The sequence below is a fragment of the Streptomyces sp. NRRL F-525 genome, from assembly GCF_000716605.1.
Taxonomy (GTDB): domain Bacteria; phylum Actinomycetota; class Actinomycetes; order Streptomycetales; family Streptomycetaceae; genus Streptomyces.
On record NZ_JNXE01000002.1, the window covers coordinates 362,179 to 374,451 of the forward strand.

The following is a 12,273-nucleotide window of genomic DNA, read 5'->3' on the forward strand; positions in this document are numbered from 1 at the left end:
CGGGGGTCGGGCTCGGTGGTACCGGGTCGGGGTACGGCTGCGTCATCGTGTCCTCCAGCCAGTGGCTTTGTCGGCTCTGGACTACTCCCCCGCGTACCCCACACCCGCCCCGCCACTCACCCGAGTGGACTCACCCGGGACCCACCCGCATGCCCCCACCCGCGAGCCGTACCGACCTAGAACCGCCCGGGATGCGCCCGAAGCCACTCCATCGCCGCCCGCTGCAACGTCGGGTCCGCGGCCGGCGCTTCGTCAGGATGACGCTCCGCCCACTTGACGACGTACGGGCACAGCGGGGCGACGACGATGCCCTCGCGGGCCGCGATGCCGTACAGCTCGCGGGCCAGGGAACCCGCGATGCCCTTTCCCTCGTGGGCCGGTTCCACGAGGGTGTGGACCGGGACGAGGGCGCGCGCGGGGGACTCGAGGACGAAGTACTCGATGTGGCCTACGACTTCACCGCCGGCGACCGCTTCCAGGCGGCCCGCCGCCCGGTCGTCGCGGATCTCGATCTCGCTCATGGGCATCCTCCTGGTGCGATGGTCAGGCCGTGACGGCCTGCGGGCCGCGCGTCTGCTCCGAACCCGGCACCGGCTCGGACGGATCGGCGCCCAGGCCCACGATCCGGTTGGCGGAGTCCACGTGCACGACCCGGGGCTGAAGCGCCCGCGCCTCGGCGTCGGACACCTGAGCGTAACTGATGATGATCACCAGGTCTCCGGGATGCACGAGATGGGCGGCGGCCCCGTTGATCCCGATGACACCGGAGCCCCGTTCGCCCTCGATGACGTACGTCTCCAGGCGGGCGCCGTTGGTGATGTCGACGATGTGGACCATCTCACCGGGCAGCAGATCGGCGGCGTCCAGCAGCTCGCCGTCGATGGTGACGGAACCGACGTAGTGCAGGTCGGCCTGGGTGACGGTGGCTCGGTGGATCTTGGACTTGAACATCGTGCGCAACATGGAGGAACTCCCGAGGCTAGGCTCCCTGCCTGCGTTTATGCAGGTCAAGGGCTGTTCGCCTACTTTACAGCGAGAGGCTCGCGCCATCACCGTGCCGAGCGTCACGTATGGGCCAGGTAAAGAGAGTGGTTCACAGATTCAGTTGCGGTTGCCGGGACCCGGGCGGGGGATGAATGTGGCCACACAGGCCTGATCGGCACCCTGGAGGCACCGTGACCACCGCATCAGAGCCCCGGGTGTCGGGGCTGGAGATACGTTCCATCGACTACGTCCCGCTGAACGAGCGCCACGGCAAGCTGTGGCATCTGGGCCCCCTGTGGTTCATGTCGAACGCGCAGATCGCCACCCTCGCCGTCGGCCTGATCAGCATCACCGAGGGCGGCAACCTCATCTGGTCGCTCATCGCGATCGTGGCCGGCACCCTGCTCGGCACCTTCTTCATGGCGTTCCACTCGGCCCAGGGCCCGCAGCTGGGACTGCCGCAGATGATCCAGTCGCGGCCCCAATTCGGTTACGTGGGCGCCCTGTTGGTGTGGCTGTTCGCGTACGTCCAGTACGCGGGCTTCAACGTCTTCAACACGATCCTCGCCGGCGAGGCCCTGCACACCACCGTGCACGGCGGCACCAAGATGTGGGTGGCCGTGGTCACCGTGGTCGGCTTCGTGATCGCGCTCGTGGGCTACGACGTCATCCACAAGGCGGAGCAGTTCCTGACGTACACCTTCCTGGTGGTCTTCGGGATCTTCACCGTGGGCGTGCTGGCGACCCTGCACTACCCGGCCGGCTCCTTCGACCTCGGCGGCTTCTCCTGGACGCCGTTCCTCGCGCAGTTCGGTGTGGTCGCCGGCTACCAGATCAGCTGGGCGATCTACGTCTCGGACTACTCGCGCTACCTCCCGCCGGACGTGACCGTCCGCAAGACCTTCTACTGGACCTACTTCGGCTCGGCGCTCGGCGGGGTCTGGCTGATGACCCTCGGCGCACTGCTCGCCGCCTGGGCGGGCAAGGACTTCGACACGATCCGCTCGATCAACGCGGCCGGCGACAAGGTGTTCAACGGCTTCGGCGCGATCGTCCTCCTCTTCGCCACCCTGGGCCTGGTCTCCGTGACCGCGCTGAACATGTACGGCGGTTCGCTCACCCTGATCAGCGCGATCGACTCGTTCAAGAAGGTCCAACCGACCGTGTCCGTAAGGGCGTTGACGATCGGCCTGACCGCCGTGCTCTCCCTGGTCGGCGCGATGGCCGCGACCGCGAACTTCCTCACGAACTTCAACAACTTCCTGCTGCTGGTGCTCTATCTGTTCATCCCGTGGACCGCGGTCAACCTGATGGACTACTACGTGGTGCGCCGCGGCCACTACGCGATCGCCGAGATCTTCAACCCCCATGGCATCTACGGCCGTTGGGGCTGGCACGGGATCATCTCCTACCTGGTGGGCTTCGGCGTCATGGTGCCGTTCTTCTCCGTCGGCACCCTCTACGTCGGCCCGATCGCGCACGCCATGGACGGCGCCGACCTCTCCCTGTTCGTCGGCCTGCCGGTCGCCGGGTTGCTGTACTGGTGGCTGAGCCGCTCGATCGACGTGGAGGCCGAGATCCGCGTGGCCGACGCGGAGGCCGCGGAGTTGGAGCAGGCGGCGCACGAACACCGCGAGCCCTGACGCCCGTTGGGCCGTTCCGCCGTCACACCACCGCTTCCTGGATCGGTCCAATATCCGCCTGCTTCTCGAACTGCGTGCGGTACAGCTCCGCGTACCGCCCACCGGAGGCGAGGAGTTGGTCGTGCGTGCCGCGTTCCACGATCTCGCCCGCCTCGACGACGAGGATCTGGTCGGCGGAGCGCACGGTGGACAGCCGGTGCGCGATCACCACCGCCGTACGGCCCTGCAGTGCCTCGGTGAGGGCCTCCTGGACGGCCGCCTCCGAGGTGTTGTCCAGGTGGGCGGTGGCCTCGTCGAGGATGACGACGCGCTGGCCTGCCAGCAACAGCCGGGCGATGGTGAGGCGTTGGCGCTCGCCTCCGGAGAGCCGGTAGCCGCGTTCGCCGACGACCGTGTCCAGGCCGTCGGGCAGCGACCGTACGAGATCGTCGAGGCGGGAGCGGCGCAGGGCGTCCCACAACTCGTCCTCGGTGGCGGCGGGTTGAGCCAGCAGGAGGTTGGCGCGGACCGAGTCGTGGAAGAGGTGGCCGTCCTGGGTGACCATGCCGAGGGTGGCCCGCAGCGAGGCGGCGGTGACATCGCGGACGTCGACGCCTCCGACGCGGACGGCGCCTGCGTCGACGTCGTAGAGCCGGGGCAGGAGTTGGGCGACGGTGGACTTGCCGGCGCCGGAGGAGCCGACGAGGGCGATGGTCTGGCCGGGTTCGGCGCGGAAGGAGATGCCGTGCAGGACCTCGGCGCCGCCGCGGGTGTCGAGGGAGGCGACCTCCTCCAGTGAGGCGAGGGAGACCTTGTCGGCGGAGGGGTAGGCGAAGCGGACCTCGTCGAACTCGACCGCGACCGGGCCCTCGGGTACCTCACGGGCGTCCGGCTTGTCCTCGATGAGGGGTTTGAGGTCGAGGACCTCGAAGACGCGCTCGAAGCTGACGAGGGCGCTCATCACCTCGACGCGGGCTCCGGCCAGCGCGGTGAGCGGGGCGTAGAGGCGGGTCAGGAGCAGCGCGAGCGAGACGACCGCGCCCGGCTCCAGGGTGCCGTGCAGGGCGAACCAGCCGCCGAGGCCGTAGACGAGGGCGAGGGCCAGGGCGGAGACCAGGGTCAGCGAGGTGATGAACACCGACTGGGCGGTGGCCGTGCGGACGCCGATGTCGCGGACCTGGCTCGCGCGGTCCGCGAACTCCACGGACTCCTCGTCGGGGCGGCCGAAGAGTTTGACGAGGGTCGCGCCGGGCGCGGAGAAGCGCTCGGTCATGCGGGTGCTCATCGCGGCGTTGAGCGTGGCCGCCTCGCGCTGCATGCGGGCCATCCGGCTGCCCATGCGGCGGGCCGGGATCACGAACACCGGCAGCAGCACCAGCGCGAGCAGGGTGATCTGCCAGGACAGGGTGAGCATGACGACCAGCGTGAGCAGCAGGGTGACGAAGTTGCTCACCACTCCGGACAGGGTGTTGCTGAACGCGCGTTGGGCGCCGATGACGTCGTTGTTGAGCCGGGAGACCAGCGCTCCCGTACGGGTACGTGTGAAGAACGCGACCGGCATGCGCTGCACATGATCGAACACAGCCGTCCGCAGATCGAGGATGAGCCCCTCCCCGAGCGCGGAGGAAAGCCGCCGACCCAGGATGCCGAGCGCCGCCTCGGCGACCGCGATCAGGGCGATCAGCAGGGCGAGGCGTACGACGGTCCCGTCGTCGCCGCCCGACACGATCGCGTCGACGACATGTCCGGCCAGGACGGGGGTCGCGACGGCGAGCAGCGCGGTCACCACCCCGAGCAGCACGAAGCGGGCGATCTGGCGGCGGTGCGGTCGCGCGAACTCCGCGATGCGGCGCAGCGTGGCGCGGGCGAAGGGGCGGCGCTCCTGTTCGGCGGTCATGACGGTGTGCAGTTGGGTCCAGGCCGTGCTCTCCATGCTCATGGGAGAGACCGTAGGACCTCAAGCGTCGTTGAGGTCAACGGTTTCGCCGCATCGTCGTGCGGGGGCGAGCGCGGGGGCTCGTGTAAGGGCGCGCGTAAGGAACTGTCCCCGCTGCCGCAACCCGCAGTTGTCGTGGCGCGGAAACCCTCTAGGGATGTGAGACACGTCCGCGTCCGACAGATCCTGTGCCTGCTTCCCCTGCTCCTGGTCACCGTCGTCGCCGTCCAGCACCGCTCCGTACTCGTGGAGGGCTTCGGCCAGCTGCGGGCCGCGGAGTGGCCCTGGCTGGTGGCGGCGGCCGGTGCCACCTGTCTGACCTGGGTCGCCGCCGCCTTCACCCGGCAGGGTGCCGTGGTCGAACGGCTGCCCGCGCGGCGGCTGTTGGCCACCCAGTTCGCGGCGGGCGCGGCAAACCACCTGCTGCCCACGGGACTTGGGGCGGGCGCGGTGAACCTGCGGTTCCTGACCGTGTGCGGGCTGCCACTGGCCCGCTCATCGGCCGCGCTGGCCCTGTTCCTGCTCGCGGAGTCGATAGCCCGGCTGACGCTCCTCACCGGTCTGCTGATCGCCTTCCCGGACGCCCTGCGCCTGGGAACCCTCCTTCCGGCGGGGGCGGTTGGACCGCTCCTCGTCATCATCGGCGCCGTGCTGTGCGCGGCGGTCCTCGTCCTCGTTCTGGTACGACGGCTGCGGACGGCGATCCTGTCGTTCCTCCGTACGGCGTTCAGTGAGGCCCGTTCCGTGCACACGCGGCCGGCGCGGGCGCTCGCGCTGTGGGGCGGATCGCTGGCGTTCCCCGCGCTCCAGGCGGCCGGACTCGTCGCGGTGGGGCAGGCGTTGAACCTGCCGGTGCCGCCCGCGCAGATGGCGCTCGCGTATCTGGCGGCGACGGTCGCGGTCGCGCTGGTGCCCACGCCGGGCGGGATCGGCTCGGTGGAGGCCGCGTTGATCGTGGCGCTGGTCGCGGCGGGCGGCCCGGTCGCGGTGGCCACGGCGGTGGTGCTCGCCTACCGGATCATCACCGTCTGGATCCCCATCATTCCGGGCGCGTTGACCCTCGGCGCGCTCGTCCGGCTGAGAGTCATCTGATTCTCGGGTCCGTTCGCACCTTCCTGTAAAGCAGCATCAGCCCTGGTCGAGACATCGACCGGGGCTTCTTCGCGTTCGCCTCAACTACCTTGTTTTACTTTTTACTTGACTCCACATGACAGCGCGAGTTGACTGAAGAGCGTTGATTTGTCAGCCGAGGAGGCAGGACTGTCATGGGGGACGAGACGTTAGGAATCATCCTGGCGGGAGGCAGGGGCGAACGCGCCAAGCCGCTCACCCTCGCCTCGGCCGACTACATCCGCAGCAAGGCCCTCATCCCGTTCGTCGGCCGCTCGGTCGTCGAGTGGCTCGTCGAGGCCTGCCGCGACCAGGGCATCCGCCGCTTCTACGTGATCGCCCAGGGCGCCGAGAACCACAGCCAGATCAAGCTCGTGCTCGGCCACGGCGAACGGTTCGGCGTGGAGATCCACTACTCCCGCGCCCGGTTGGACCGGTACAACGTCGGCTCGGGCGCCGCCACCCTGCACAACCTCGAACAGTGGGACCTGACGGGCCGTGCGCTGGTGCTGCCGGTGGACTCCGTCTTCGAGTTCGACCTGAACAGGCTGAACGACGCGCACGACGCCGCCGACGCCGTCGTGACCGTCGCCTCGGTCGGCCGCACCCCCGAGGAGATCGCCGGCAAGTACGGCGTGATGCAGACCTCCCCGGACGGACTGGTCTCGGGGTTCGTGGAGAAACCCACCTTGGACCGCGTCCACCGGATCTTCCCCGAGACATCGTTGCCTTCCTCCGTCCGCACCCTGCCGACCAACGCCGGGATGTACCTGGTGGACTGCGGCCGGCTGCGGCTGGCCGCGCGCAACCCCGAGATGATCCGGCTCGCCCAGCAGCGCCTCGACTGGGGCGGCGACCTGCTGCCCTGGCTGGTCGGGCGGGGACTTCCGGTCGCCGCCGCGCCCATCGACCGGCTCGGTGACCTCGGCAGCATCGCCGACTACCTCGCCACCCTCGGCGACGTGCTCGGCGGCCGCTACCGGTGGATGGCCCGGGCCATGGGCGAGCCGACGAGCACCGACCCGCCGTACTGGATCCACGAGTCCAGCCTGCGCACCAAGGACAGCGTCACCGGCACCACCCTCGCCCAGAAGATCTCCGAGGGCAGTGTGGTCATCGGCCCCGCCGTGCGCATCGGGCGCAACGCCGAGATCGGGCCCGGCGTGAAGCTGCGGTTCAGCGACATCGGTGACGGCGTCGACGTGGACGAGGGCGCCCGGCTCAGCCGGACGGCCATCGGCGACAGCGCGGTCGTCGGGCCGTACGCCCGCATCACCGACTCGTACGTCGGGCCGATGGCGCGGGTGCACTCCGAGCGGGACAACCCGGTCCGGCTCGTCCACTCCGCGATCGGTGAGGCCGCCGATCTGCGGCCCGGCACCCGGCTGTCCGGGGTGAGCGTCTATCCGCGGCTGCGGGTGCCCGCCGTCACCGGGCTGCCCACCGGCACCCATCTGACCAGCTCCGACGACATCCTGCACTGGATCTGAGCGCCCCCAACTCCCCCGCCCTTTCCGGCTCTTCCGCAGCCCCCGTGGAGATCTCGATGGACAGCCCGATCGCCGTCATAGGAGGAACCGGCCGCACAGGCCGGCTCGTCGCCCGTCAACTGCTCGCCCGGAGCGAGAGCGTCCGCGTCATCGGCCGCAGCACCCAGCGCGCCCGCCGGCACACGCCGCCGCAGGCCCAGTTCTTCGCGGCCGACGTGCGCTCCCCCGACTCCGTCCGTACCCCGCTGTACGGCTGCTCGGCGGTCGTCTACATCGTGGAGCCGGGCACCGACGACGCCGGTCCCGACAGCCCCGAGACCACCCTGCACACCGGGGTCCGCCATGTCCTCGACGCTGTCAACTCCACTGCCGCGGCACCGCACTTCGTGCTCATCAGCCAGCGCCATGTGACCCGCCGCGACCACCCCATGAACGCCTACGGCCGGATGCTGGACTGGCGGCTGGCCGGCGAGAACGCGGTGCGCTCCTCCGGGCTCCCGTACACCGTGATCCGCCCCGGCTGGCTGACCGACGAGCCCGACCACGGTCATCTGCACCTGGAACAGGGCGACTTGGGCGACGGCCGGGTGGCCCGCCCGCTCGTCGCCGACGCCTGCGTGCAGGCGCTGTACTCCCCCGCCGCCCAGGGCGTGACCTTCGAGATGCGCAGCGAGACCGGGCCGGGTGCCACTCCCGTGCCCTGGCAGGAACTCTTCGCCGGCCTCCGCGCCGACGCCCCGACCGCGGCCCGGGCCGCACTCACCTGAGGTGGCCACCGATGTGTACGACACCCCGACGGACTCTGCGACCGATGCCATGACAGAACAGATGACCTTACGCCCCGACCAGGCCACCGACTCCCCCCTCGGCGGCCGTCCCTCCGACGTCACCCCCGGGCGGCCACAGCCGCTGGGCCCCACCGTCGACGCCGACGGTGTCAACTTCTCGCTCTTCTCCGAACACGCCACGCGGGTCGACCTGTTGCTCTTCGAGCACTGCGACAGCCCGCAGCCGTACCGCACCATCACGCTGCTGCCCGACCGCCACCGCAGCTTCCACTTCTGGCACTGCCACGTCAGCGGGATCGGTGCCGGGCAGGTCTACGCCTTCCGCATCGACGGACCGCGCGACAACGGCGAGTTGGGCACCCGGTTCGACCACCGCAAGGTGCTGATCGACCCGTACGCGCGCGCGAACATCAACGGCCGCTGGGAGCGCACCCACGCGATCGGCCCCGGCGACAACGTCGAGAGCTGCATGCGCAGTCTGGTGGTCGACCTCGACGACTACGACTGGGAGGGCGACACCCCGCTGCGCACCCCGATGGCGGAGACCGTCGTCTACGAGATGCACGTGCGCGGCCTGACCGCGTCGCCGACCTCGGACACCGAGCAGCCGGGCACCTTCTCCGCCGTCATCGACAAGATCCCGCATCTGCGCGAACTCGGCGTCACCGCCGTGGAGTTGCTGCCGGTCTTCGACTTCGACGAGACCCAGGTCCTGCGCACCGGACCCGACGGCACCCCACGCCGCAACTACTGGGGCTACGACCCCTACGGCTTCTTCGCCCCGCACACCGGCTACTGCTCCAGCCCCCATCTCGCCACGCACATCACCGAGTTCCGCGACATGGTGAAGGCGTTCCACCAGGCCGGCATCGAGGTCATCCTCGACGTGGTCTTCAACCACACCAGCGAGGGCAACGAGTTCGGGCCCACGATCAGCTTCCGGGGCGCGGCCAACGAGGCGTACTACCACCTGTGGCCGCAGGACCGTTCGCACTACATGGACTTCACCGGGTGCGGCAACGCGGTCAACGCCAACCATCCGATGGTCACCAAGTTCATCGTGGAGAGCCTCGAGTACTGGGTGACCGAGCACCACATCGACGGCTTCCGCTTCGACCTCGCCTCCGAACTCTCCCGCGGCCCGCTCGGCTACGAGATGGCGGTGCCGCCGGCCCTGTGGGCCATCGAGCTGTCCCAGGTGCTGGCCGAGACGAAGATCATCGCCGAGCCGTGGGACGGCGGCGGCCTCTACCAGGTCGGCCGGTTCCCCGGGAAGCGCTGGGCGCAGTGGAACGGTCCATTCAGGGACGACGTACGGCGGTTCGTGCGCGGTGACGCGGGGATGGTCGGCGAGGTCGCCTCACGGCTCGGCGGATCCGCCGACCTGTTCGCGGCCCAGGGCGAACTCCCCACCAACAGCATCAACTTCATCACCTGTCACGACGGCTTCACCCTCAACGACCTGGTCAGCTACAACGCGAAGCACAACCACTCCAACGGCGAGGCCAACGCCGACGGCGCCGACGAGAACTACAGCTGGAACTGCGGCATCGAGGGCCCCACCGACGACGCCGACGTCGAGTGCCTGCGGGTACGGCAGATCAAGAACCTGCTGTCCCTGCTGATGCTCAGCCGAGGCGTCCCGATGCTGCTGGCGGGCGACGAGTTCCGCAACAGCCAGGGCGGCAACAACAACGGCTACTGCCAGGACAGTCAGGTCTCCTGGCTCGACTGGAACCAGGCCAGGAAGGAGAGGGAGACCACCGGCTTCACACGGCGGGTCATCCAGCTCCGCAAGCGCTACCGCACCCTGCGCGAACCGCAGTTCTTCTCCGAACGCCTCAACTCCCGCTCCCTGCCCGACATCACGTGGCACGGCACCCGGCTCGACCAACCCGGCTGGGAGGACCCCAACGCCCGGGTGCTGGCCTGCACTTACGGCGGTTTCGACGGTGACCCGGATCTGCATCTGATCCTCAACATGTACCACCTGGGCCTCGACTTCGAGCTGCCCGAGATCCCCGGTCACCGCTGGCACCGCGTGCTCGACACGGCCCGCCCCGGCCCCGACGACATCCCGCCGCCCGGAGAAGAGGAGCTGGTCGACGGTCCCACCCACCACGCCCAGGGCCGCAGCGTCGTCCTGCTGGCGGCCCTGCCCGACGAGAAGGGCACCTGAGATGACTACCCCTGCCCAACGCCGCATCCACTCCGACACCCTCGCGGGCTACGTCACGTACTACAGCCCGACCGGCCGCCGTTTCGGCCTGCGCACCTCCGACGAACGGGAGTTCACCGTCCACCTGGCGTCCAACGCCGTCTCCCGCATCGTCCGCAACCTCGGTGACGACTACCGCGACACCACCGCCGAGACCGTCGACATGCTGGCCGAGGGCCGGTTCGTCTTCGCGTACGGCATCCACTACGAGTGGGAGGGCGGCTCCCGGTTCGACGCGAAGGAGATCACCTTCCCGGAGGAGACGCGCGGCCAGTACGTCTTCGAGCACCCGAAGTGGTGGGTCCAACAGGCCACCGCCATCGCCGACTTCTACCTGCGCGGCCAGTTCCCCGACGGGGTGTACGACTGGCGCAACTTCCGCACCCACATCACGCTCAGCGGCACCCATCTGCCGGACTTCGCCGGCGGGGACGTGCGCCAGGAGACGGACACCATCTCCCGGCTCGTCTACGGCCTGTCCACGGCGTACCTGCTGACCGGCGAGGACCGCTTCCTGGAGGCGGCCGAGGCGGGCACCCTGTATCTGCGCGAGCACATGCGGGTGGACGACGTGGCCGACGGCATCACCTACTGGTACCACGGCATCGACATCACCTCGTCGGGTCATCGCCCGGTCTTCGCCTCGGAGTTCGGCGACGACTTCGACGCGATCCCGATGTACGAGCAGATCTACGCGCTCGCCGGCCCCACCCAGACGTTCCGCATCACCGGCGACCCGCGGATCCTGGAGGACATCGACCGGACGTCCGCGCTGTTCCAGAAGTACTTCCGCGACCCCGTGCGCGGCGGGTTCTTCTCGCACATCGACCCGATCACCCTGGACCCGAACGCCGACTCGCTCGGCCGCAACCGGGCCCGCAAGAACTGGAACTCGGTGGGCGATCACGCCCCGGCGTACCTGATCAACGCCTTTCTGGCGACGGGCCGTTCGGACTTCGCGGCGCTCCTGGAGGAGACCGCGGACACCATCGTGGAGCGGTTCCCCGACGAGCCGAACAGCCCCTTCGTCCAGGAGCGATTCCACGCGGACTGGAGTCCGGACCGGACCTGGGGCTGGCAGCAGGACCGGGCGGTCGTCGGCCACAACCTGAAGATCGCCTGGAACCTGACCCGCATCAAGTCCCTGTTCGACAAGACCGAGTACGCCACGACCGCCGAGCGCATCGCCGAGATCATGCCGGCGGTGGGCAGCGACGGACTGCGCGGCGGCTGGCTGGACGTGGTCGAGCGGCAGCCCGACCCGGACAGCGGCATCCACCGCATGGTGTGGCACGACCGCAAGGCCTGGTGGCAGCAGGAGCAGGCGATACTCGCCTATCTCATCCTGGCCGGCACCACCGGCGACCCGGAGCAACTGCGGCTGGGGCGCGAGGCGGCGGCGTTCTACAACGCCTTCTTCCTCGACTACCAGGACGGCGGCGTCTACTTCAACGTGCTCGCCAGCGGCATCCCGTACCTGCTGGGCACCGAGCGGCTCAAGGGCAGCCACGCCATGGCCGGCTACCACGCGCTGGAGCTGTGCTACCTCGCGGCCACCTACACCGGGCTGCTGCTCAGCAACGACCCGATCACCCTGCACTTCAAGCCCCGCCCGGAGGACCTCCCGGACCGGGTGCTGCGCGTGGCGCCCGATCTGCTGCCGACGGGCACCGTGGAGCTGACCCGGGTGTGGGTCGACGACCGGCCGCACCAGGACTTCGACGGCAAGGCGCTCACCGTCCGGCTGCCGCGCGGCGACGAACCCGTACGGGTCCGCGTCGAGCTGGAGCCGGCCACGATGCGGCTGCGGATGCGCACCTCGTTCGACGGCGGCACCGCGCACGTCGTCTGCCACGGGGTGATCGACGCGGCCGAACTGGGCAAGTTCCGCCGCATATTGGCCGAGGTCATGGCCGCGACCCCGCGCCGCGTGGAGTTCCACCTCTGCGAGGTCGGGGGCATGTGCCGGCCCGCCATCAACGAGCTGCTGTTCCAGCGCACCAAGGCGGGCCTGGACGTCGACTTCGTCATCGTGGGCTGCGCGCTGCCGGACGTGGCGGACGCGTTGCTCGCGACGGACGCCTTCCTGCTGGCTGGGGGTGACGAGTGCAACCATGACTGACCT

The 12,273-nt window shown here is 69.5% G+C and carries 9 protein-coding genes; 6 read left to right on the forward strand and 3 right to left on the reverse strand.

All coding sequences use genetic code 11. From position 1 onward, the window contains the following. Positions 1-176: 176 nt before the first annotated feature. Together OO69_RS04720 and panD are read right to left on the reverse strand one after the other, a co-directional pair. Positions 177-521 carry a GNAT family N-acetyltransferase gene (locus OO69_RS04720; protein ID WP_033279100.1) on the reverse strand — a complete coding sequence of 115 codons (345 nt, stop codon included), beginning with the start codon at positions 519-521 and terminating at the stop codon, positions 177-179. A 22-nt stretch (positions 522-543) separates the two neighbouring features. Continuing rightward, complete coding sequence (gene panD / locus OO69_RS04725) at positions 544-963, reverse strand: aspartate 1-decarboxylase (RefSeq protein WP_033279101.1); 420 nt, start codon at positions 961-963, stop codon at positions 544-546. Between the two features lie 212 nt (positions 964-1,175). Between panD and OO69_RS04730 the strand changes: the two genes are divergently transcribed. Continuing rightward, positions 1,176-2,627, forward strand: coding sequence for a purine-cytosine permease family protein (locus OO69_RS04730; RefSeq protein ID WP_199810878.1), 1,452 nt, complete (start codon positions 1,176-1,178; stop codon positions 2,625-2,627). A gap of 22 nt (positions 2,628-2,649) precedes the next feature. Here OO69_RS04730 and OO69_RS04735 read toward each other — a convergent pair whose 3' ends face one another. Further along, entirely contained in the window at positions 2,650-4,539 is a 1,890-nt protein-coding gene (locus tag OO69_RS04735) for an ABC transporter ATP-binding protein (protein ID WP_033279103.1), read from the reverse strand. A 162-nt stretch (positions 4,540-4,701) separates the two neighbouring features. Between OO69_RS04735 and OO69_RS04740 the strand changes: the two genes are divergently transcribed. The 5 genes from OO69_RS04740 to OO69_RS04760 all read left to right on the forward strand — a co-directional run bounded on the left by OO69_RS04740 (position 4,702) and on the right by OO69_RS04760 (position 12,270). Beyond that, positions 4,702-5,634 (forward strand): lysylphosphatidylglycerol synthase transmembrane domain-containing protein, encoded by a 933-nt coding sequence (locus OO69_RS04740; protein WP_033279104.1) that lies wholly within the window; start codon positions 4,702-4,704, stop codon positions 5,632-5,634. A gap of 173 nt (positions 5,635-5,807) precedes the next feature. Further along, positions 5,808-7,142, forward strand: coding sequence for a sugar phosphate nucleotidyltransferase (locus OO69_RS04745; protein WP_033279105.1), 1,335 nt, complete (start codon positions 5,808-5,810; stop codon positions 7,140-7,142). Between the two features lie 56 nt (positions 7,143-7,198). Beyond that, a complete protein-coding gene (locus tag OO69_RS04750; protein ID WP_033279106.1) occupies positions 7,199-7,909 on the forward strand; it encodes an NAD(P)H-binding protein in 711 nt (236 codons plus the stop codon). Positions 7,910-7,970: 61 nt separating this feature from the next. Further along, complete coding sequence (gene glgX, locus OO69_RS04755) at positions 7,971-10,109, forward strand: glycogen debranching protein GlgX (protein ID WP_033279232.1); 2,139 nt, start codon at positions 7,971-7,973, stop codon at positions 10,107-10,109. A gap of 1 nt (position 10,110) precedes the next feature. Next, complete coding sequence (locus OO69_RS04760; RefSeq protein ID WP_033279107.1) at positions 10,111-12,270, forward strand: AGE family epimerase/isomerase; 2,160 nt, start codon at positions 10,111-10,113, stop codon at positions 12,268-12,270. The last annotated feature ends 3 nt before the right edge of the window (positions 12,271-12,273 follow it).

Excerpts from the sequence above, each read along its gene's own strand:
- glgX (WP_033279232.1), top strand. The coding sequence starts at position 7,971 with ATGACCTTACGCCCCGACCAGGCCACCGACTCCCCCCTCGGCGGCCGT.
- OO69_RS04735 (WP_033279103.1), bottom strand. The coding sequence starts at position 4,539 with ATGGAGAGCACGGCCTGGACCCAACTGCACACCGTCATGACCGCCGAA.
- OO69_RS04760 (WP_033279107.1), top strand. The coding sequence starts at position 10,111 with ATGACTACCCCTGCCCAACGCCGCATCCACTCCGACACCCTCGCGGGC.
- OO69_RS04750 (WP_033279106.1), top strand. The coding sequence starts at position 7,199 with ATGGACAGCCCGATCGCCGTCATAGGAGGAACCGGCCGCACAGGCCGG.
- OO69_RS04720 (WP_033279100.1), bottom strand. The coding sequence starts at position 521 with ATGAGCGAGATCGAGATCCGCGACGACCGGGCGGCGGGCCGCCTGGAA.
- panD (WP_033279101.1), bottom strand. The coding sequence starts at position 963 with ATGTTGCGCACGATGTTCAAGTCCAAGATCCACCGAGCCACCGTCACC.
- OO69_RS04745 (WP_033279105.1), top strand. The coding sequence starts at position 5,808 with ATGGGGGACGAGACGTTAGGAATCATCCTGGCGGGAGGCAGGGGCGAA.